Below are 22056 nucleotides of genomic sequence, written 5' to 3'. Positions count from 1 at the left end.
ACCCGTGCATCAACAGGGCTTGATGCGCCATTGGTAACCATTGAAGTGTATATTTCAGGCGGTTTACCAGGGTTTTCTATTGTTGAGCCCGCCTAAATCTTGTAAATTTGGCAAGCCTTCTAAAAACAAAATACGTTTAATCATGCTGTCAGATTCTTTAAGCACTTGGTTTAACGATTGATTAATATTATTATCAACTTTCATATTTTTCTCCTATTGTGAGTGTGCAATGCTCTAACCTACTTGGACACATTTCAAGCCGCTTTTTTCAATTCAGCCATCTTTTGAGCAGGTGTTAAATACCCAATCGCTGAATGAATCCTTTTGTAATTATACAAGTAGATATAACCCTCTACATTTTGCACGACTTCACTATGATTTGCAAAACTTTGATAATTTAATCTCTCAGTCTTCAGACTTCTAAAGAAACGCTCCATGACCGCATTATCCCAACAATTACCTCGCCTGCTCATGCTTTGAGTAATGTTGTTCTTGTTGCAATAATCAATAAAAACTTTAGAAGAGTATTGAGTCCCTTGATCAGAGTGGAACATGTGTTTATTTGTATTGGGCTGGTGTCTAGACACAGCATTACTAAGCGCATCCTTTGCCAACTGAGCATTAGGCTGTTTTGACAATGCCCAACCAACAACTTGTCTTGAGCCTAAATCCAACACACTGGCTAAATAACTCCCACCTTGATAGGTTTTGATATAGGTAATATCACCAACCCAATGCGTATTAATTGATTGCTGCTCAAACACACGATTTAATAGGTTTTTTGCCTTTTTAAACATCAATCTAGTATTAGGGTAATAATGACGCTTTCTTGGGCGTATGGCAACTACATTGGCTTTTTTCATTAGCGTTGCAGTTTGGTAAATACCAATGTTATAACCTTGGTTATTCAAAACTACTCGCATTCTGCGTTTGCCATAGGTGTATCCAACTTCAATAGCAGTTTGTTTGATTAATTTAATCATAGCGTTGGTGTTGTTGTTTACTCGCTTATCTTTGACTTGATAGTAATAACTACTGCGAGGAAGTTTGAGTAATGCTCATAATTCTTTAGTATTGTATTGTTGGCAAGCCTTGTTTATCTTGATAATCATATCACTTGGTGATTGTCCACAGCGAACAAGGCTGTTGCCTTTTTTAAGATTTCATTGTCCCTTTGTGCGCGCCAAAGTTGTTTCTCAAGCAGTTGTATTGTTTGTTGTTCAGAAGTCAGCGCTTTGCCTGACTCTGGTGTTTGTCCACCAAGCTCTGCTAGGTATTGTTTTCTCCATCTGCTAACTGCTGAGGAGCAAGCTCCTGATATTATCATGATTTTTTTTATTGGTGTAATTCTCATGCACCATGAGTTTGGCATAATCTAGTGTTCCCCCCTCAAGGGGGTATTGAACAGAATGTTCAACGGTAAAAGTCACTCGTTGTTTTCTTGATTTATATTGTGTCATTACTGACCTCCTTATGGTTTGTATTATAAGGCTATCTTTGTGTCCAATAAAATTAGACTATTGCAATCACGGGTACCTATGCCTTTGGCATATAGGCTTAATATCTGACTATCAAAAGCACCCAATCGGCGTTTGACCTTTTTCAATAATTAAAGGTTCAAAGCTACCTCTGCGGTCTCTTGGGATAGCAAGTTCAACTTCACCATGATTGCCTTTGACGGTTTTAGGGTAATAGCCATTACGAGCATTGCTGTCTGTATTAAGCTCGCTGCTATTTTGCCCATATTTTGGATAACCAAGATGATGTTCCATCTCAGCACCTAATGCTGCTTCAATGGTCATTTTAACCAGTGAAGCAGATAGATCTGCTAAATCATCTTGGGTGTGGATGTCTTTGGCAAGTTCATCAGCAAAAGCACGGAGCTTTTTCTGGTTGATGCCTGTGTTGTTAAGTTGCTTTTTTTTGTTTCTTGGTATTGTGTTACTCATGTTTTTTCTCCTTTTCGGGGATTATAAAATATGAGGGTTTACACAATCTGGTTTACAGGGTCAGTTATTACCGTGATGGATGTTTGTGTTTATTGGTTCAGCAAGTGCTTTGCTTTAACTCATCTGTTAAATAACAGAGTGAGTTAACTTTAGCCTAGCCTTACTCAAGCACCAAGTTACCATCACTAATCATAGTTGCTAGATTGGCCCCAGTTACGCCTGTTAAGGTAATGCTCAGGTCTGCTGTAAATACCCCTGAGTTATCTATAGCGCCGTTAGCATCTACACTAGTAACTGTGTTGCCACCAACCTCATTGAGTTCTATAAAATCAGTAAATGAGCCAGCACTATAACCGCTGAGTAAGTCTTTCAAATCAAGAATGTCTTTGTTGGTACCTGCAGCTATGATAAAGTCAGCAATGGTGTCAGCACTGCTACTTGCTGCGGCATCACTCCAGGATTTATAGACAAAGGTGTCGTTGCCGCCTCTGCCATAAACAGTTTCATTGAATGAAGACATGTTAATAGTATCATTGCCTGTACTTCCGAAGACAATAAGTTCTTGAGCGTTAGCATCGTAGGCAAGGGTGGCACCTTCATAGATGATGCTATCACCAGTGTCCATTAGCACACTTAGGATAAAGCTGTTGGCCGTTAACTGAGCATCATTAATGGTCAGTATATTAGTCTCACCATTTTGCATATGGATGAGTTCGATAGATTTAAGTATCACAACTGTTGTATCTAAGTTGGTTGAAGTACCTGATAAGTAGACTGTGTCATAACCGCCCTTGCCATCAACGCTTGTTAGCCCGCCTTCACCTGCGTAGGTGAAAGTATTATTAACAGCAGAACCAACAAATGCACCTGGGTCTGATATCACTGTATTGGAATTATCGGTATAAACTAAAAACTCGCTCATCATCCCTGCTTGATAGCCACTATTTCCACCAGTAGTAGCCATAATATACCAAGTAGAACCCACATCTGTATCAGTACTGCCAAGTGTTCCTGCACCTTTTACCACACCATCAATAAAGAAGGCTTGTTCAGCATCTACTTTATTTTGAGCAGTAGTTCCAGTACCACTATGATTAAAATTCGCTATAAAGACTAGCTGTTGTACTTGATTTGCTGTTTGTGCATTTTTAGTTTTCAATCTAACATGGGTTGCACCATCTTCTACATCCCAATAAGTTTCTTTATCCCTCCAAGGTGCGTGGGCTCCGATACGATTATTACCTCCATCAGAGCCAAGGGAAAATAATACTCCTTGTGCAGCAGATTGATATTGATAGGTTACATAGATTTCTAAATTAGTAGCTGTACCACCGGTACCTGTCATAGACATAGTATCATCATTCCCATTCAACCCTTGGTTAAAACTAATCGTTGTCAACCCATCTGATGTGGTGACGAGTTGTCCATTATTAACAATCACACCCTGTTTGCCATTGATAGTTTGCGTTAGGCTTTCCCCTCTAGCCGACTGATCATACCAAGTCGTCACATAACCCGTATCACCTATGCCTGTGCCAACAAAATCTAGTAGCACTTGTGTATCCAGATTACCATACTTGTCAAAGCCAATATCTAACTCAGCATCATCACTTGAACGCCTGACTCTAATTGCGTTGCTTACCAGGTCTGCATTTATATCTTTTAAACTAAAAGCACCACTCATGACGGAGACATCCACCTCACTAATCTCACCAATACCCGTTGCCTTAGAGATTGCACCCTCTGTTGGATTGGTTAGATCAACAATAATGTTCTGATTCACTTCTTTATAGTAATCACCATTCACTGTAAAGGTAATCTCTTTAAAGCTTTCGCCTGCTGCAAAGGTGGCAGTGCCACTTGTACTACCACTATAGTCATCATCAATACCATCGGCAGTACCTCCTGACTTAGCCAAACTTAATGTCGTATCCACCGCATAATCAACCGTACCAACATCAGACAAATCCCCCCCTCTAGTCACCATAAAGGCCATGGTCTTTGTTCCTAAAGTGCCTTCAATCACTCTTGAGTCAGAGATAGAGTAAGAAGAGTCTTGCTTGGTTGCTGTTTCTGTTCTGCTTGTCATGTTGCCTGCAGCATCGGTGATGTTGACTTGAACACCTAACTGTGTATCAATACTTGCAAAGGTAGGTGCACTACCTGAGGTCAGTGAGGTAGTACTGTTTAAGTCTAGTGTCCAGTTACCACTGGCATCACTAGTAACCGTATAAGTTGCATCATCATAGCTACTGTCATTGTCTGTATCTAGTTTAATCTCAACTGAGATATTGGCTGAGGTTTGCCCTGTAATGGTTGGTAAATCAGTGATGACTTCATCAATCACCACAGTGCTAACAGGTGCGCTCTTATCCACAGTAATATCTTGTGATAGTTGCGGCGTGGCAGGGTTGCCATGGTCATCACTAGCATCAACAGTGACTGCATAAATTGTGCCTTCAATTAGCACGCTTGTGTCTGTTGAAGGAATGCTAACATTCCAATTGCCGCTAGCATCTGTTACTATTGTTGTGTAAGCGATGGCGTTAAACACAACACTCACTTCACTGCCTATGGCTAAGCCTGTAGAAGCACCTGTGATACTAAAGCCACTGGCAGACTCAACAATGTTAACCACATTGTCACTACCAACGATGGCGTTATTATCAGCTAAAGTCAGCGTTGGTGCGTCAGTGTTAACTGTGACTGTTTGTGTGCTTGATGTTGTGAGTGTATCTGCACTACCTACACTACCTGTGACGTTGGCTTGTATGGTGTAACTGTCCCCATTGGTGAGTCCACCACCAGTGATGATGGCTGTCCATATGCCATTATTGTAAATAGCACTTGTAAATGCGACATTGCTACTATCAGAAACCTTAGTCACTGTTACACTAAAGTCACCTACTGATAAATCTCCTAAGATAGCAGGTGTACTACCAATGGTTACTGCAATGGTAATGTCAGTGGCATTTTCTATCGCGTTAACCTTGTTGTCTGTAGCAACTGCAATGGTAGCATTCATCTCATTCACAGTGATGTTCCAAGCAGTATTACCGGTAATGGCAGCTGATTCATTCCCTACAGTGTCTTTAAAAGCACCTACCTCTACTTCAATATAGTAGCTTGTCCTTGCTATTAAGTTAATATCTGTTGGGTCAATCATTACCACACCTGTAGCATTAATACTGACTTGTGTGCCATTATCTGCTGCAATGGTTTCTACAATAAAGTCATCACTAAATCTTTTGATTACAATATTCTTACCTGTAACAGCTGTCATACTTTCTGCAAAGGTTAAAACAAAGTTATCTGCATTAGACATTGCACCACCGTCCGCAGGAGAAAGGGTTGGTGTGTCAATGATAGTATCAACTGTAATATCAGTAATGTATTTAGTAATGTTGCTGGTTTGTCCTGCATTGTCTGTTTGTCTGACTCGAATGAGATTAGCACCATAAGTACCAGGCTCTAAAGTGAAGCTAGTTACAGCACTGTCTGAAACGGTCGTCCAACTCACACCACCATTAACACTGTATTGCCATGAAGCTAAATCTATAGCAAGATCAGTAACATCTATCATCCCATTATTAGTAATGCCATCAGCAGCACTTGTACCTGTGTCTGTATTTAGGGTAAGGGTTGGTACAGAAGGTGGCTGGGTGTCAAAGCTTTGCGAACTAGGGGTCTGAGTGAATTGTGCAGCCAAAAGATTGCCATTGGCATCTTCAACTGCGCCTGCATTTAGTTGTAAGCGAACTGCGGTAACATCTATTGCATTAATGCCAGAAGGTGGGGTGACTGAAACAGTCCAGCTTTTACCTAAGCTCCCTGAGACTTCCGTAGGGGCGCTTATGGTCCAGTTTGCGGTGTCTATTACCTCTCCTCCTGAGGCATCTACTAAAACGACATCATTTGAGGTAAAACTAGAGACTACACCGTGACTGAAAGTCACGGTGTATATTACTGTTCCAGAACTTGCAGAATCCTCCAAACTAGCCGTTGTTACAAGAGTTGGTTCTGAAGTAAACGCTCCAGCATTTCCAGAAACTTGCATCCAGCTGGCTACTGCAGTTGGATCGGTTTCAAAGTTTGCCGGACTAGCACTTTCCCAGAACCACTTCGTAGTGCTATCCAGTCTACTAATATGATAACCACTATCTTCTCTAGCCCAAAGGTACCAAGTTTCACCTGTAGCACTATTAAGGTATGAATAAACAGGTTTATTAGAGTCTATTACACCATTGCCTGCAGTAGGATTAAAATCTGCAGATAATGTCAAACTAGAAGGGTCTGCAACGAGTGTATAAACACCATTTACTTCGGCATCAATACCTGAAATATTAATAACTGAATGATTATCGGTAACAGAGGTTATAGTCGGTGCAGTTGCAACGACAGTCATGGTTGCAACTGCAGAGGTTCCCGTATTTCCTGCAGCATCAACATAAGCAAAGGCTGCTGTGCGATCAACATCACCCGGAGCAGAATTGGTGTTTTTCAACTTGATAGCTTCAACAATACTTTCCACTTCAGCAGCACTAAAGCTACCACCACCATGTTTAGTAACGGTTAACACATTAGAAGCATAAGTGTAATTAACGTTAGCTATGCCAAGTGTTACACTGGTAGTTTCATTAAAACTACTACTAAGCGCTCGATCTGCATCTAGTAATAAATTATCACCAGTTTGAATATTGCCAAGTGTCACTGTAATTTTTGCTATATCTCCTGCACTAGGTGTCGCAATATCTGCATCAAAAGCTACACCAGCTGCTATATTTGCTTTGTTAACAGTTACCGCACTGGTAGCGTTTATTGCGCCAGCAGGATTTAGGTCTACTGCGTCTGGCGCAACCGTATCAACAGCTAATGTATTACTAGCTGCAACTGCCGTAGTTAAAGCCGCAGCATTGCCTGCGCCATCCTTTAATGTGCCACCAGCTAAAACTAGGGCACCCGTACCTGAAGTAATACCACCCGCAGTATCCGTATCACCAGTGGCAATGGTGTAGCTAAACTTCAAACTACTGGTACCAGAACCTGATACATAACTAGCAGTCTTACTAACGCCACCAACATCAATCGTATAAGTCGGCGTACCCGTAACCGTAGTAGCCTCACTCATCGCAACAGTCACAACAACCTTATCACCCGCAACAAGTGTGCTTGTCTTAGCAGTATTTGAACTATCAGTTGCACTAATTGTTGTGCTACTAACAGTTGGTGCTGTTGTATCAACAGCTAATGTATTACTAGCTGCAACTGCCGTAGTTAAAGCCGCAGCATTGCCTGCGCCATCCTTTAATGTGCCACCAGCTAAAACTAGGGCACCCGTACCTGAAGTAATACCACCCGCAGTATCCGTATCACCAGTGGCAATGGTGTAGCTAAACTTCAAACTACTGGTACCAGAACCTGATACATAACTAGCAGTCTTACTAACGCCGCCACCAACATCAATCGTATAAGTCGGCGTACCCGTAACCGTAGTAGCCTCACTCATCGCAACAGTCACAACAACCTTATCACCCGCAACAAGTGTGCTTGTCTTAGCAGTATTTGAACTATCAGTTGCACTAATTGTTGTGCTACTAACAGTTGGTGCTGTTGTATCAACAGCTAATGTATTACTAGCTGCAACTGCCGTAGTTAAAGCCGCAGCATTGCCTGCGCCATCCTTTAATGTGCCACCAGCTAAAACTAGGGCACCCGTACCTGAAGTAATACCACCCGCAGTATCCGTATCACCAGTGGCAATGGTGTAGCTAAACTTCAAACTACTGGTACCAGAACCTGATACATAACTAGCAGTCTTACTAACGCCACCAACATCAATCGTATAAGTCGGCGTACCCGTAACCGTAGTAGCCTCACTCATCGCAACAGTCACAACAACCTTATCACCCGCAACAAGTGTGCTTGTCTTAGCAGTATTTGAACTATCAGTTGCACTAATTGTTGTGCTACTAACAGTTGGTGCAGTTGCAACGACAGTCATGGTTGCAACTGCAGAGGTTCCCGTATTTCCTGCAGCATCAACATAAGCAAAGGCTGCTGTGCGATCAACATCACCCGGAGCAGAATTGGTGTTTTTCAACTTGATAGCTTCAACAATACTTTCCACTTCAGCAGCACTAAAGCTACCACCACCATGTTTAGTAACGGTTAACACATTAGAAGCATAAGTGTAATTAACGTTAGCTATGCCAAGTGTTACACTGGTAGTTTCATTAAAACTACTACTAAGCGCTCGATCTGCATCTAGTAATAAATTATCACCAGTTTGAATATTGCCAAGTGTCACTGTAATTTTTGCTATATCTCCTGCACTAGGTGTCGCAATATCTGCATCAAAAGCTACACCAGCTGCTATATTTGCTTTGTTAACAGTTACCGCACTGGTAGCGTTTATTGCGCCAGCAGGATTTAGGTCTACTGCGTCTGGCGCAACCGTATCAACAGCTAATGTATTACTAGCTGCAACTGCCGTAGTTAAAGCCGCAGCATTGCCTGCGCCATCCTTTAATGTGCCACCAGCTAAAACTAGGGCACCCGTACCTGAAGTAATACCACCCGCAGTATCCGTATCACCAGTGGCAATGGTGTAGCTAAACTTCAAACTACTGGTACCAGAACCTGATACATAACTAGCAGTCTTACTACCGCCACCAACATCAATCGTATAAGTCGGCGTACCCGTAACCGTAGTAGACCTCACTCATCGACAACAGTCACAACAACCTTATCACCCGCAACAAGTGTGCTTGTCTTAGCAGTATTTGAACTATCAGTTGCACTAATTGTTGTGCTACTAACAGTTGGTGCAACCGTATCAACAGCTAATGTATTACTAGCTGCAACTGCCGTAGTTAAAGCCGCAGCACTGCCTGCGCCATCCTTTAATGTGCCACCAGCTAAAACTAGGGCACCCGTACCTGAAGTAATACCACCCGCAGTATCCGTATCACCAGTGGCAATGGTGTAGCTAAACTTCAAACTACTGGTACCAGAACCTGTTACATAACTAGCAGTCTTATTAACGCCACCAACATCAATCGTATAAGTCGGCGTACCCGTAACCGTAGTAGCCTCACTCATCGCAACAGTCACAACAACCTTATCACCCGCAACAAGTGTGCTTGTCTTAGCAGTATTTGAACTATCAGTTGCACTAATTGTTGTGCTACTAACAGTTGGTGCAACCGTATCAACAGCTAATGTATTACTAGCTGCAACTGCCGTAGTTAAAGCCGCAGCATTGCCTGCGCCATCCTTTAATGTGCCACCAGCTAAAACTAGGGCACCCGTACCTGAAGTAATACCACCCGCAGTATCCGTATCACCAGTGGCAATGGTGTAGCTAAACTTCAAACTACTGGTACCAGAACCTGATACATAACTAGCAGTCTTATTAACGCCACCAACATCAATCGTATAAGTCGGCGTACCCGTAACCGTAGTAGCCTCACTCATCGCAACAGTCACAACAACCTTATCACCCGCAACAAGTGTGCTTGTCTTAGCAGTATTTGAACTATCAGTTGCACTAATTGTTGTGCTACTAACAGTTGGTGCTGTTGTATCAACTGTTAGTAGCACACTACTACCGCCAGTACCTGTAACGCTACCACTAGTAGCCAAACCTATCTCAATCGTATAGCTTTCTCCGCTTACCAAAGTTGGCATATTTGCATTAGATAAAGTCCAAGTTGCTCCATTAGAATCACCAGACAATGTTGGCATTGTGCCAGTATAAGAAACATTATTTGCACTTCCACTTGCTGCTTTGAAAACAATACTAGAAATTGTAACGCCAGAAGCTACATCGTTTAAATTTGAAAGTGTACCTGTAATAGATAAACTGCTTAGTTCATTAGCATTAATACCATTACTTGCAACATCAGTTGAACTATTAGCCCAAACAGCATCTGTTGTGAGTGCTGCAGCAGTAAAGCTCCAAGAGCTTGTATTACTAATGCCTGCATAATCATTACCAACTGTATCTTTGAAAGCACCTGCGTCTATTTGGACATAGTAGTTAGCATTTGCGTCTAAATTACTTGCTGGATTGATACTTACTGTATTACCACTAAATGTTACTTTAGATGTATCAGCCGCGTCAAACTGCTCAATTTGAGTGCCATCACTCTTATAAAGCGTAATCTTCTTGCCACTAACTGCAGTGACTGTTTCTGAAAATGTCATGGTTAAATCTGAAGTAGGTGCAATATTGCTACTCAATGTTGCAGTTGGTGCTGTTGTATCAATAACAATCGCTTTAGAATCTGCGATATTTCTACTAGAAGGTACTGTATCTGCAGTTATTGCATTACCTGCAGCGTCTGTTGGTGCTTGAGCACCTGCGCCAATTGTAAAACTTACAACAGTTAAATCACCACTAGTATCGCCACTTTTAACAGTGTAAATACCTGTTAATATACCATCTACGCCTGCTGTTAAAACAACTATTCTGTCTGTTGAACCAGTTTCCAATGTAACGGTAATTTGACCGCCAGCTTTAATTTCTTCACTCACTGTGGCAGTAATATTAATCTTGCTACCTACACCATAAGAGCCACCAACTGTGCTTGAGGTGAATGAGGTGACAGTCGGGGCTATATAGTCAATGGTTATTGCATTGAATAGAGTGGGCTCGGAATAGTTACCATGCACATCTACTTGTTTAACCTGCACTTGATCTTGCGCGTAAGATTGACTTGATAGTTCAAATGATGAGCCTGAGCCTGCTCTCCAATTTTCACCACCATCAGTAGAGTACTCCCAAGTACCGCCACCAGTTACATTAATTACTTTATTGCTGGTAATGTTATCACCAGCAGATGCAAGTGTTAATGTAGCATCGGCAGTAGCGGTTGATACATCTATTGATGACACAAGATGGTGGGAAAGAGTAACGGCACTTAAAACATCTTGACCTACTACTTTAACCTTGATTTTGCTTAGTAAAATATCACCTGTTTCTTGTTCTGGAGTTAATAATTCAAAACTACCATTGCCTGTGCCACCTGGATTCCAACTTGTGCTGCCATTAATTGTATATTCCCAAGTAACGTTAGAGCCAATAATTACATTAATAGTGGCATCGTTTGTTTTGCCATCAAGTATATCACTACCTGTATCGCTGTTAAGACTCAATGCTAAACTTGATCCTGTAATTTCTGCTGTATTTTTAAGTATTGTAGACTCATTGCCTGCAGCATCTATTTCTTTAACATGTATTTGATTTGTTGCATAGACAGTATTAGCAGCCAAAGAAAAACTAGAACCCACACCTACTTTCCAAGTGCCGTTGGCTCCATTTTCAGTAGAATACTGCCAAGTACTGTCGTCGTCCATTCCTGCTACATCTATCACTGAGGCACTAGATGAATTAGACGAGCTTAGTGCTGTTGAGGTGGCTCCATCAGGCGTTTCTCCATCAACAGAAATTGTACCTGCGGTGTCTAATGCTATAGCATTAGGATTGCCAGGGACAAAAAGATAGCCTGTACCATTTCGAACCATAATGTCTGCTTTGTTGTAAGCAGTTGCTTTTTCAGCTAAATTAAAGCCAGTGCCAGTGCCTAGAGACCAATTTACACCAGCATTAATTGAGTAAACCCAATCTGACTCTACACCAACAACATTAATTCTTATATTGCCAGTAGCGGCAGTGCCAGCAGTCGGGTTACCATCAGCATCGACAGCCTGAACAATATCATCTGTTGCACTAGTGCCTGTATCTTCAAAACCTAACGTAATCGTAGTCTCAGTAGTACTATCAATAGCATCAGTACTCTTAATGATGTCGGTTAATCCTGAGGCAATCTTGCTGTTGCTTGTTTCGGCTTTAGAGGCGCCATCAAGCAAATCTTGTTGACCATCTTCGGTTAGTTTTAAATCAGCACCTGTACCTGTTAACTCTTCTTTAAACTGCGCAATAGTTGCAGCCATATTGCCTGAGTTTTTGCTTGAATCTACACCAGATAATGCTGCTAAAGCATTACCATAAGCATTGGAAGTAGAGGTTTCGCCATCTTGTGTTGTTACTGTTTGTACTTTAGTGGTGACTACGTCAGTATCATCGCCTAAACCAAAGGCCTTGGCTACGCCTTTATTAGCATCATTAATAGCGCTTGTCTCAAGTGTTGCCCCTGTAGGTAACTCACCAGAAACGGTCAGACCCATTACAAGTGCAGCTATGGTTGTTAATGGTGTAATATTAGCGGCAATATTGCCACCTTGAGAGGTGTCAATAACTGCTAATAATGTAGCTGTTATGTCAGTCTTGGCGCCTGTTGCCTCGTCTCTAAAGTCGGCTTCGTCACCATTTTTATCAATTAATTTGGCAACAATAATACCCTTATAATCACCAATAGAAAAATCGTACTCACCTGAGCTATCAAGACTCGCACTCTTGAAAAGGACCAACTCTCCATTGATGTATTTGTACAATTCAATAAATCCGCCATTATCTTCAATAAACTTACCTGCACTAGCGACCATCTGAAGGACGCCCTCCAAAGAAGAAATGCCACCACCACCTGCACCTGCCAAGCCAACTGCTGCCAAGCCACCTAATACTTCACCACTACCTATACTTAAAGATGAAAACATACCAGTAAGAAGGTAAACGTCGTTAAAACTTTCAGCAAACAACGCAGATTGATGAGTAGCGATGGCTGATAATGCGGACTCATCGCCATAAAAATGAATGATTTGTGAGCCATCAGCAAGCGTGATAGAATTACCTTCAACAACATGATAAATGCCGCCTTCGCTTGGTAAAGATACCAAATAAGACGAATCACTTGTGCACACTTCAAAATATCCATCAAACACAATAGTGGTATCATTAGGTAACAGCACTTCCAAATCATCGCCTACTTTTTTGGCAATTAGGTCAAAGTCTTTACCACCTTCGATGCTTAGCTCATAGGCACGACCTGGCATGACCTTAATGTGCTGCTCACCTTTGGTGACAATAACAACTTCTTTACTTAGCGTTTGGGAAAGAGCTTGTGCTTGAGTTTGCAATGCTTTTAATTGTGCCGTTGTTTTTGTGCTGTTAGTTTTCATTATCTTTTCCTATTGTTGTTTTTTTACTTACCTCTCCTATCATACTTAATTTTAAAGGTATATTACTCGTAATAACAGTAAACATCAAAGGTTATTTTATGTTTTCCGCCCTCTTTATCAGAAATGGGCTGCACCTCATCAATGATTTTTTTATAAACTTCTTTCCAAATATCAACACTAAGTTTAGACAAATATTTAGCGCTGTCTTTGTGAATGCCATCAACTTTGACGGCTTGTTCTAAAAACGGTGCATCGGAGTTATTTGTTAAATTGCCATACTGCAATAGTCTAATTTTATTGGACACAAAGATAGCCTTATAATACAAACCATAAGGAGGTCAGTAATGACACAATATAAATCAAGAAAACAACGAGTGACTTTTACCGTTGAACATTCTGTTCAATACCCCCTTGAGGGGGGAACACTAGATTATGCCAAACTCATGGTGCATGAGAATTACACCAATAAAAAAAATCATGATAATATCAGGAGCTTGCTCCTCAGCAGTTAGCAGATGGAGAAAACAATACCTAGCAGAGCTTGGTGGACAAACACCAGAGTCAGGCAAAGCGCTGACTTCTGAACAACAAACAATACAACTGCTTGAGAAACAACTTTGGCGCGCACAAAGGGACAATGAAATCTTAAAAAAGGCAACAGCCTTGTTCGCTGTGGACAATCACCAAGTGATATGATTATCAAGATAAACAAGGCTTGCCAACAATACAATACTAAAGAATTATGAGCATTACTCAAACTTCCTCGCAGTAGTTATTACTATCAAGTCAAAGATAAGCGAGTAAACAACAACACCAACGCTATGATTAAATTAATCAAACAAACTGCTATTGAAGTTGGATACACCTATGGCAAACGCAGAATGCGAGTAGTTTTGAATAACCAAGGTTATAACATTGGTATTTACCAAACTGCAACGCTAATGAAAAAAGCCAATGTAGTTGCCATACGCCCAAGAAAGCGTCATTATTACCCTAATACTAGATTGATGTTTAAAAAGGCAAAAAACCTATTAAATCGTGTGTTTGAGCAGCAATCAATTAATACGCATTGGGTTGGTGATATTACCTATATCAAAACCTATCAAGGTGGGAGTTATTTAGCCAGTGTGTTGGATTTAGGCTCAAGACAAGTTGTTGGTTGGGCATTGTCAAAACAGCCTAATGCTCAGTTGGCAAAGGATGCGCTTAGTAATGCTGGTGTCTAGACACCAGCCCAATACAAATAAACACATGTTCCACTCTGATCAAGGGACTCAATACTCTTCTAAAGTTTTTATTGATTATTGCAACAAGAACAACATTACTCAAAGCATGAGCAGGCGAGGTAATTGTTGGGATAATGCGGTCATGGAGCGTTTCTTTAGAAGTCTGAAGACTGAGAGATTAAATTATCAAAGTTTTGCAAATCATAGTGAAGTCGTGCAAAATGTAGAGGGTTATATCTACTTGTATAATTACAAAAGGATTCATTCAGCGATTGGGTATTTAACACCTGCTCAAAAGATGGCTGAATTGAAAAAAGCGGCTTGAAATGTGTCCAAGTAGGTTAGAGCATTGCACACTCACCGAAACCCTACATTTCCCTAAATCATGCCTTCATTGTGAAGATCCGCCATGCGTACCCGTTTGCCCAACAGGAGCAAGTTACAAGCGCAAAGAAGATGGCATTGTTTTGGTGGATTATGACAAATGCATTGGTTGTAAGTATTGCTCTTGGGTATGTCCATACGGTGCACGCGAACTAGACGAGCAACAAAAAGTAATGAAAAAATGTACGTTGTGTGTGGATAGAATTTATGATGAATCATTACCAGAAGATAGGCGTAAACCTTCTTGTGTACTAGTCTGCCCAACAGGTGCAAGGCTTTTTGGTGATGTGCATGATGACACCTCTGAAGTGTCACAAATCATCCGTAAAGAGGGTGGCTATCAACTGATGCCAGAATGGGACACCAAGCCAGTCAATCATTACTTACCACGACGCAAATCAAAATTCACCAGCCACCAAGATAAGCTTGAAAGGTCTGACAACCCACTTAAAAAAGAACACTTTAACATTGATAAAAACGCACCATCACTTGATGATGTCACCAGTTGGTAAGGAGATTTTATGCACCCAGCATTTTCAGTTATTTTTCTAACAACACTTATTGGCGCTGGACAAGGGCTGTTCATGGCACTCATGACCGCACAAACCTATTCAGTCGTTGAAATTGTCCCCATTAATGATCCAATCCAATTTTATGGTCTAGGTGCATTGATTGCACTGGGTTTATTATTAGGACTGATAGCATCAATTTTCCATCTAGGTCATCCTGAGCGAGCTTGGCGTAGTGCTGCCATGTGGCGAACTTCTTGGCTTTCCAGAGAAGTTATCGCACTGCCAAGTGTGATGGGTGTCATCTTTGTTTATGGACTCATTCACTATCTAAATATTGACACTGTGCTATTTGGTATTAACGACAAAATTTTAATCACGCTCAACCTTGTTGTGGGCAGTATAGGCGTCTTACTATCGCTGGTTTTATTTGTCTGCACAGGTATGATTTATGCTTGCATTAAATTTATTCAAGAATGGGCGTCGCCACTCACCGTGATTAACTATACCTTATTCGGCATGGCTTCTGGATTTTCTATTGCTGCTGTCTTTGCCCATTATCAAGCTGAAAATCTGGTTAAATTATTCGTAGGCTGGGCAATTATATTTACCCTACTTGCTGCTATTATGCGTCTTATCTCCCTAGTTAGAAACGCAAAACTCAAACCAAAATCAACCCTGTAAAGTGCCATTGGTGTGTGTCATGATAAAATTAAACAAATGTCAATGGGCGTTATGGGTGGCTCGTATAATACACGCGAGTATTTTCACGGCAAAAGCGCTATTTTCCTAAAAAGCATCAAATGGATTTTTATATTGATGGTTTTTGCTGTGCCGTTATTCCTACTAAGCAGTGCAATGATTAATGATGACTATGAATTGCTTTTCATCTGCGCAATCAGCCAATACATCGGTCTCATCGCTGAACGTTGGTTCTTTTTTGCACAAGCAAATCATCCACAAAACATTTACTATCAAACAGTTTAGCTTCTATATTGGCGCAAATACCACCAACCAAAAACCTGCTTGGCATAATGCATCAAACGACAATTTGGTAGCATTAATCCGCCTTTGAGTGTGCGTGATATGTACATACCTTTATTATTTGAATCAACAATACACATCAATTCAATCTTAAAAGTATGGCTGGCAGGCTTATTATCCAGAACATCTAGCACATTTTTAGCAGCAGCAGCAGCTTGTAAATCTGCCATATGTGCTTGCTTTGGCATCCATTCTGGCCCTGAGAAAGAGCCAGAGTCACCTGCCACAAACACTCTCTCAGCACCCTGAACTTGACAAAGCTTATCCGCTTTAAGTAAACCGCCTTCACTACGCTCAAGTTCAGTGTTATCAAACCACTGATTTCCTGTCATGCCTGGCATAAACAAAATCAAATCCGTGGCAAACTCACCACCTTCAGTAATGACTTTATCATCTTCAAAAGCTTTCATCTTATGCCCAAGGTGCGTGTTAATATTGCGCTTTTTCATTTCACTTAATAAACCCTTAACTGCCTTTTCACCTAAGCGAGCACCTGGTTTTTTTGCAGGGGTAAAAAAAGTCAGATTAAATTTATCGCGCCGACCTTCTTGTCGTAATTGTGTATCCAAGCCAAACAAAAACTCAAACATTGGGCCACCACGCATGGCACTTGGCTCCTTGGGATTGCTCGCAAAACCAATGGCAATATTGCCACTATCCATGGCCTGAATTCTATCACGTATCTGCTCAACAGCACTCAGCCCCTCACACGGCGTAATGGCATGCTCAATACCAGGCAACTTCTTAAGAAACTGCCCACCTGAGGCGATAATAAGTGCATTATTTTCATAGTCACCTGTTGAGGTAATCACGGTTCTAGCATGGTTTTTCAAGCCTGTAACTTCGCTAGCAATATGGCGAATATTCATACGCTTAAAAAAACGCTCAAGCGGAATAACAATGTCTTTTTTACTGGCTATACCTGATGGCACCCAGATTAAACTTGGCATATAAACCAGTTCTGCTTTGGGTGATATTAGAGTGATTTGTGCATTTTTGTCGCTTTTTCTAAGAGTTCTAACAGCTGTTAATCCTGCAAAGCCCGACCCAATAATGGTAATTTTTTTCATTCTTAAAAAATCTCCAATATTTGAGTTGTGCTTGTTTCCATGTTGGCAATATTGCAAAAATACGCCATCATTTGTGGCCACTGCTCTCTGGTTTCAAATAATTTGGTAAAGTTTGCATGATGCACTTTACTCTGCCATTTAACCAAACAATACACACGTCCATCTTCATCAACCCCAGAATCACGTGAAATAAACCCATCAGCTTTGGCAATATCCTCATCAATTTCTTTTGATAAAGTCTTCCAATCATTCATTAAATCTTGATTATTTAACTCAAATGACATAATCACAAAATGCTCACTCATTTTATTCTCCTATTTGTTATGACAAAAATGCCCATTGTCTGGCTCTTCCACGCTTTTTGCAATATTGTCAACAAACGTTTGTAGCTCATCAAACTCTAATACAGTTAATATACGCGCTACAATAGCTGGCGCAACCCTAAGTGTGCATAATTTACCATCTTTTAGCTTCACTTCCATACCTGCTGCACTCATGACCAAGCCTTCGTCATTTTGTTCTAAAATTTTTTCCAACTCGCGTTGCAACTCATCGTATAAATTTTGCAATTCATCCAATAGATTCTCACTGGTTTCATCAGTAATTGAAACAATCTCACCTTGTACAGAACCAAACGCACTGTCTTGTTCATATTTAAATTCTATGCCCACCTTTGTTAAATGGTCTTTGAATTTGTTTGATAGTTTGGCATCAAAAAATATATAATCTAACATATTATTATTTTTATAAACAGTTGAGGGTATTTTAATGCTTGATAAGGACATACTAGATACTTTATTTCGTCATGCAAGAAGTCACAATGGCTGGTTGAAGCAAGACATATCTGAGACGCAAATTCATCAGATTTATGAACTAATGAAATTTGCCCCAACCGCAGCTAACAATTGCCCTGTGCGTATTACTTTTGTTAAATCAGATGATGCTAAGCAACGCTTAAAACCACATCTTGATGAAGGCAATATTGATAAAAGTATGAGCGCACCAGCTGTTGCTATTATTAGCTATGACATAGAATTTTACAATAAATTGCCGCTTTTATTTCCCCATACTGATGCCAAAAGTTGGTACCAAGGTAAACCTGAAAAAATAAAGTCAGCAGGGGAGATGAATGCCACTTTGCAAGGTGCCTATTTTATTATGGCAACTCGTGCTGTTGGGCTAGATTGTGGTCCAATGGGTGGCTTTAACAACGAAACCTTGGATAATGAGTTTTTCCCAAATGGTAAAACAAAATCTATTTTCTTATGTGGCATTGGTCATGGCGACTATAATAAAATCTTCCCAAGATCGCCACGTTTAAATTTTGATGAGGCTTGCGAGATAATTTAAAAAAACATTCCTTGCAAAATCAGTACAATCTACCACTAGTTTTAAAAATACTTCCAATCAAAGGAGTATCCAATGCCACAAAATCTAGCAACAAGCACATTCAAAAATACCCTCCCCCGAGTCTTCTCTAAGCCCTAAACCCCTCAAACCCAGTGCCTTTGCACTTGCTCTTTTTAGTCTTTCATTCTCCATTGGCACACTACGCAACGCCCTAGGCTCTATAAACTCAGACAATGCTGACGAATTAGGTAATAAAGTCACCTCAGGCTTAAAAACCCTAGCCATTAATAAAGCCGAAGGCTTAATTAATGACAAAGCCAATCAGTTTTTTAATCAGTTTGGCTCTGGCCGTACTGAAATAAGCATTCATGGCATTAACTCAAAAGAGTTGGACTACAGCATTAAAACCATTCAACCCATCTCTGGGCTAAGCGACAATAGCAAAGACCTAAGCTTCTTCCAAGCTCAAATCACCCTCTGGTGACAATCAAGGCAATCGCCGTGAGACTATTAACTTAGGTATTGGTCATCGTATTTTGGTTGAAGACGACATGGCAATCACAGGCATTAACCTATTCACCGACTATGAAACCAAATCTGCACACAAACGCCTAAGCCTTGGCTTAGAATATCAACGCACAAACTTTGGTATTAGTGCAAATGTCTATCACCCACTCTCAGATAAAAAGACAATCGCTGACACCACTACTACTGAAGAAGCCTTAGCAGGTTATGACATCCAACTGACTGGACAAGCCCCTTACTTACCTTGGGCAACCATCAAAGGCACGCACTATTTTTGGGACGCTAAAGTCGGTGATAACATCAAAGGCAATGTTCTTGGTATAGAAGTTAAACTCACCCCTTCAATCAGTTTTGAATTTGGACAGGAAGACAATAACACAAGCAGTAAAAGCTATGGCAAATTAAGCTTTAAGTTGCCATTTGATGATAACGAGCAACTCACCCATTTTGCCATTGCTGACACCCCTTTTAAAGCCAGTAGTAAGATGAACTTAGGTGCATTTACTTGGGTAGAGTGTAGCAACAAAATTCGCACTGAAAAGGTAGATAGTGATGGCAATGTTGTTGAGACTATGATTGCAGGTGGCATTACTTGTAGTACCGTCACCATTGGCACTCAAACCTGGACTGCTGAAAACATGAAACACACAGTCACTACTGGCAATGCTTGTAGTTATGACAACGATATTAGTAACGATGCCAAACGGCTATGGCAAACTGTACGATTGGGCAGGGTGCTATGAATGGCTCAACCGCCGAAGGTGCACAAGGCATTTGTGCCACAGGTTGGCACATTCCTTCGGATGGCGATTGGAAGACTTTAGAAGGCGAACTAGGCATGAGCACAGCAGACCAAGACAATCCAGGATTCCGAGGCACAGACCAAGGCACGCAACTCAAAATAGGAGGTGACAGTGGATTTGAGGCGCGCTTAGCGGGCGTCCGCGCCACTGGTGGCTCTGTCGATCGAGACTCGACTGCGAACTTGTGGAGCTCTACTGAGGTTGGGGCTAGTGCTTGGGGCCGCTTTCTGTTTAGTGGCAGTGCCCGAGTGAGTCGTGATTCGTTTAGTAAGAGTTTCGGCTTTAGTGTTTGGTGCCTAAAGGACTAGGTATCCCTTGAGGGTGTTAATTCGACTATTCGACTATTTTTACCTAGACGCACTTTTCAGGGTGTTTACTCACTTTGTTTGGGGTGGCACTTAGGTATTGATAGCTCGGCGAAGCTGAGTGATTTTTTTGTATGAATTTAATTAGAGTGAGATTATTTAATAAAAGAATATTTATTTAAAAAGAAATAAACCTAGTCTGTTTTAGAGTAAGTAATGGCTGGTTTTTAAAATGTTAGAATTTTAAATATTTAGAAACAAAGCCTTGTGCTTTTTTAGACTCGAATTCTGTTTCTATATCCATAGGCTTGTCTTTAGATAATAACCACCTTGGTATTGGTGGATTTTCACCACTACCACAAACTTTGCCTAGATTGTTTGGGTGAAATATTTTGACAAAGTCAGGGCTGTCTAAATCATTGGTATAAACAATACCGCAATATCTTTCTTGGTGTTCACTTTTGATGACTTTTTTAATATCACTTAATGTGTCGATAAATTCACTGGCATTGACAACCGCTTTTGGTGCAACTTTTAAGGTATCGTATAGATACCAATCGTTTGGATTGCTGTTAAGCTTGTCAAACAGTGCGTGGTAATCATCCCATTGCATGATGCCAATAAACCTGCCTTTAAGCCGCTCTATATAATCCATATTTGCTTATTTAGTGCTATTCAATGGTAATACTTGGGAAAGCACTGGTTGCACGAGATTGTTGGGTCAGTTTGGCACTGACTTTTTTGGCAATTTCTTTATAAATCTCAGCTATTCTGCCTTCTGGGTTTTTGGCAACGGTTGGTGTGCCTTCGTCACCGTCTGTTCGAATGTCTATCTCTAAAGGGAGTGCGCCTAAAAACTCAACACCTGCATCAGCGGCCATGGTCTCGCCACCACCTGTACCGAAAATAGCCTCTTCGTGTCCGCACTTAGAGCAAATATGCAAAGACATATTCTCAACAATGCCCAAAATAGGAATGTTAACTTTTTCAAACATTTTTAAGCCTTTTTTGGCATCAATTAGTGCAATGTCTTGTGGGGTTGTTACAATCACAGAGCCACTGACTGGGATTTTTTGTGATAGTGTGAGTTGTGTATCGCCTGTGCCTGGTGGTAAGTCAATGATCATATAATCAATGCCACGCCATAAGGTATCTCTTAGCATTTGCTCTAAAGCTTGGGTTATCATAGGGCCACGCCAAATCATAGGATTGTCTTCATCCACCAAGTAGCCGATTGACATGCTTTGCATGCCATGACCCAAAACAGGTAATAATTTGCCCTCAGCAGTGGATTCTGGTTTTGCTTTGCTAACGCCTAGCATTCTAGGTTGAGAAGGGCCATAAATATCAGCATCTAAAATAGCAACTTTGGCGCCTTCTGCTTGTAAAGCTAATGCTAAATTAACTGCAGTGGTTGATTTACCAACGCCACCTTTACCTGAGGCAACTGCAATGATATTTTTAACTTCCGGTAGGACGTCAACGCCTTTTTGGGTTGTGTACTTAACAATTTTGGTTTTAATATCAATGCTAACATTGTTAATATCCTTTGTTGCTAGCGCATCGGTAATGGCTTTGGATAAGGTAGCGTGGTAACTATTAGCAGGGTAATTAAGTTCAATGTTAACTTGAACTTTATCACCATTAATAACATTTGAAGAAACAATATCTTGTTTAGTATAAACATCAACAACCTTGGATAAAATATCTTCAATTTTCTTGTTGGTTAAATCTGCCATCTTTGTTGTATCCAATTAAGTAAAATAGCGATATTTTATCGTATAACGATATGAGCCACCCTTAATATTA

General features: G+C 40.8%; 12 protein-coding genes and 6 pseudogenes. 6 read left to right on the top strand and 12 right to left on the bottom strand.

Annotated features, from left to right (window positions below; all coding sequences use genetic code 11):
- Nucleotides 1–63 precede the first annotated feature (63 nt).
- The 6 genes and pseudogenes from CVFO_RS06255 to CVFO_RS06230 form a co-directional block, all read right to left on the bottom strand.
- Nucleotides 64–204 (bottom strand): hypothetical protein, encoded by a 141-nt coding sequence (locus tag CVFO_RS06255; RefSeq protein WP_201339211.1) that lies wholly within the window; start codon nt 202–204, stop codon nt 64–66.
- 50 nt (nt 205–254) lie between these two features.
- Nucleotides 255–1361 (bottom strand): annotated as a pseudogene (locus CVFO_RS06250) (IS3 family transposase).
- 164 nt (nt 1362–1525) lie between these two features.
- A pseudogene (locus tag CVFO_RS06245) lies at nt 1526–1898 on the bottom strand (transposase); the annotation flags it as partial.
- 211 nt (nt 1899–2109) lie between these two features.
- Nucleotides 2110–8670, bottom strand: a complete 6561-nt coding sequence (locus CVFO_RS06240; RefSeq protein WP_201339209.1) for a beta strand repeat-containing protein — start codon at nt 8668–8670, stop codon at nt 2110–2112.
- Nucleotides 8667–13031, bottom strand: coding sequence for a beta strand repeat-containing protein (locus CVFO_RS06235; protein ID WP_201339208.1), 4365 nt, complete (start codon nt 13029–13031; stop codon nt 8667–8669). The genes CVFO_RS06240 and CVFO_RS06235 overlap by 4 nt, the downstream gene beginning before the upstream one ends.
- A 62-nt stretch (nt 13032–13093) precedes the next feature.
- Entirely contained in the window at nt 13094–13336 is a 243-nt protein-coding gene (locus tag CVFO_RS06230) for a hypothetical protein (protein ID WP_225879235.1), read from the bottom strand.
- 138 nt (nt 13337–13474) lie between these two features.
- Between CVFO_RS06230 and CVFO_RS06225 the strand changes: the two are divergent.
- From CVFO_RS06225 to CVFO_RS06215, 3 pseudogenes are all read left to right on the top strand, one after another.
- Nucleotides 13475–14582 (top strand): annotated as a pseudogene (locus CVFO_RS06225) (IS3 family transposase).
- Nucleotides 14583–14616: 34 nt separating this feature from the next.
- Nucleotides 14617–15153, top strand: a pseudogene (locus CVFO_RS06220) (4Fe-4S dicluster domain-containing protein); the annotation flags it as partial.
- Nucleotides 15154–15162: 9 nt separating this feature from the next.
- A pseudogene (locus CVFO_RS06215) lies at nt 15163–16137 on the top strand (dimethyl sulfoxide reductase anchor subunit family protein).
- Here CVFO_RS06215 and CVFO_RS06210 read toward each other — a convergent pair.
- From CVFO_RS06210 to CVFO_RS06200, 3 genes are read right to left on the bottom strand one after another with little or no spacing between them, the layout of a single operon-like run.
- Nucleotides 16134–17264 (bottom strand): NAD(P)/FAD-dependent oxidoreductase, encoded by a 1131-nt coding sequence (locus tag CVFO_RS06210; RefSeq protein WP_201339206.1) that lies wholly within the window; start codon nt 17262–17264, stop codon nt 16134–16136. The pseudogene CVFO_RS06215 and the gene CVFO_RS06210 overlap by 4 nt on opposite strands.
- A gap of 2 nt (nt 17265–17266) precedes the next feature.
- Complete coding sequence (locus tag CVFO_RS06205; RefSeq protein WP_201339205.1) at nt 17267–17569, bottom strand: hypothetical protein; 303 nt, start codon at nt 17567–17569, stop codon at nt 17267–17269.
- Between the two features lie 9 nt (nt 17570–17578).
- Nucleotides 17579–17998 carry a hypothetical protein gene (locus CVFO_RS06200; RefSeq protein WP_201339204.1) on the bottom strand — a complete coding sequence of 140 codons (420 nt, stop codon included), beginning with the start codon at nt 17996–17998 and terminating at the stop codon, nt 17579–17581.
- Between the two features lie 34 nt (nt 17999–18032).
- On the opposite strand from CVFO_RS06200, the gene CVFO_RS06195 reads away from it, so the two are divergent.
- Nucleotides 18033–18614: a malonic semialdehyde reductase gene (locus tag CVFO_RS06195; RefSeq protein WP_201339203.1), complete on the top strand. Its 582-nt coding sequence runs from the start codon at nt 18033–18035 to the stop codon at nt 18612–18614.
- Nucleotides 18615–18698: 84 nt separating this feature from the next.
- On the opposite strand, the gene CVFO_RS06190 is transcribed toward CVFO_RS06195, so the two are convergent.
- Nucleotides 18699–18929: a hypothetical protein gene (locus CVFO_RS06190; RefSeq protein WP_201339202.1), complete on the bottom strand. Its 231-nt coding sequence runs from the start codon at nt 18927–18929 to the stop codon at nt 18699–18701.
- Nucleotides 18930–19114: 185 nt separating this feature from the next.
- Between CVFO_RS06190 and CVFO_RS06185 the strand changes: the two are divergent.
- Nucleotides 19115–19882, top strand: a pseudogene (locus tag CVFO_RS06185) (inverse autotransporter beta domain-containing protein); the annotation flags it as partial.
- Nucleotides 19849–20250 carry an FISUMP domain-containing protein gene (locus tag CVFO_RS06180; protein WP_201339201.1) on the top strand — a complete coding sequence of 134 codons (402 nt, stop codon included), beginning with the start codon at nt 19849–19851 and terminating at the stop codon, nt 20248–20250. The pseudogene CVFO_RS06185 and the gene CVFO_RS06180, both read left to right, overlap by 34 nt.
- A gap of 232 nt (nt 20251–20482) precedes the next feature.
- Here the strand turns inward: CVFO_RS06180 and CVFO_RS06175 are convergent, their stop codons facing one another.
- Together CVFO_RS06175 and apbC are read right to left on the bottom strand one after the other, a co-directional pair.
- The gene (locus tag CVFO_RS06175; RefSeq protein WP_201339200.1) at nt 20483–20902 is read right to left on the bottom strand and encodes a hypothetical protein; all 420 of its coding nucleotides are present in this window, start codon (nt 20900–20902) and stop codon (nt 20483–20485) included.
- Nucleotides 20903–20918: 16 nt separating this feature from the next.
- Entirely contained in the window at nt 20919–21986 is a 1068-nt protein-coding gene (gene apbC / locus CVFO_RS06170) for an iron-sulfur cluster carrier protein ApbC (RefSeq protein WP_201339199.1), read from the bottom strand.
- Between the last annotated feature and the right edge of the window lie 70 nt (nt 21987–22056).

Origin of the sequence: Isorropodon fossajaponicum endosymbiont JTNG4 (assembly GCF_016592615.1) — a bacterium.
GTDB lineage: Bacteria > Pseudomonadota > Gammaproteobacteria > PS1 > Pseudothioglobaceae > Ruthia.
The sequence above is the reverse complement of the archived record's forward strand: the minus strand, read 5'-3'. Positions and strand labels throughout refer to the sequence as shown.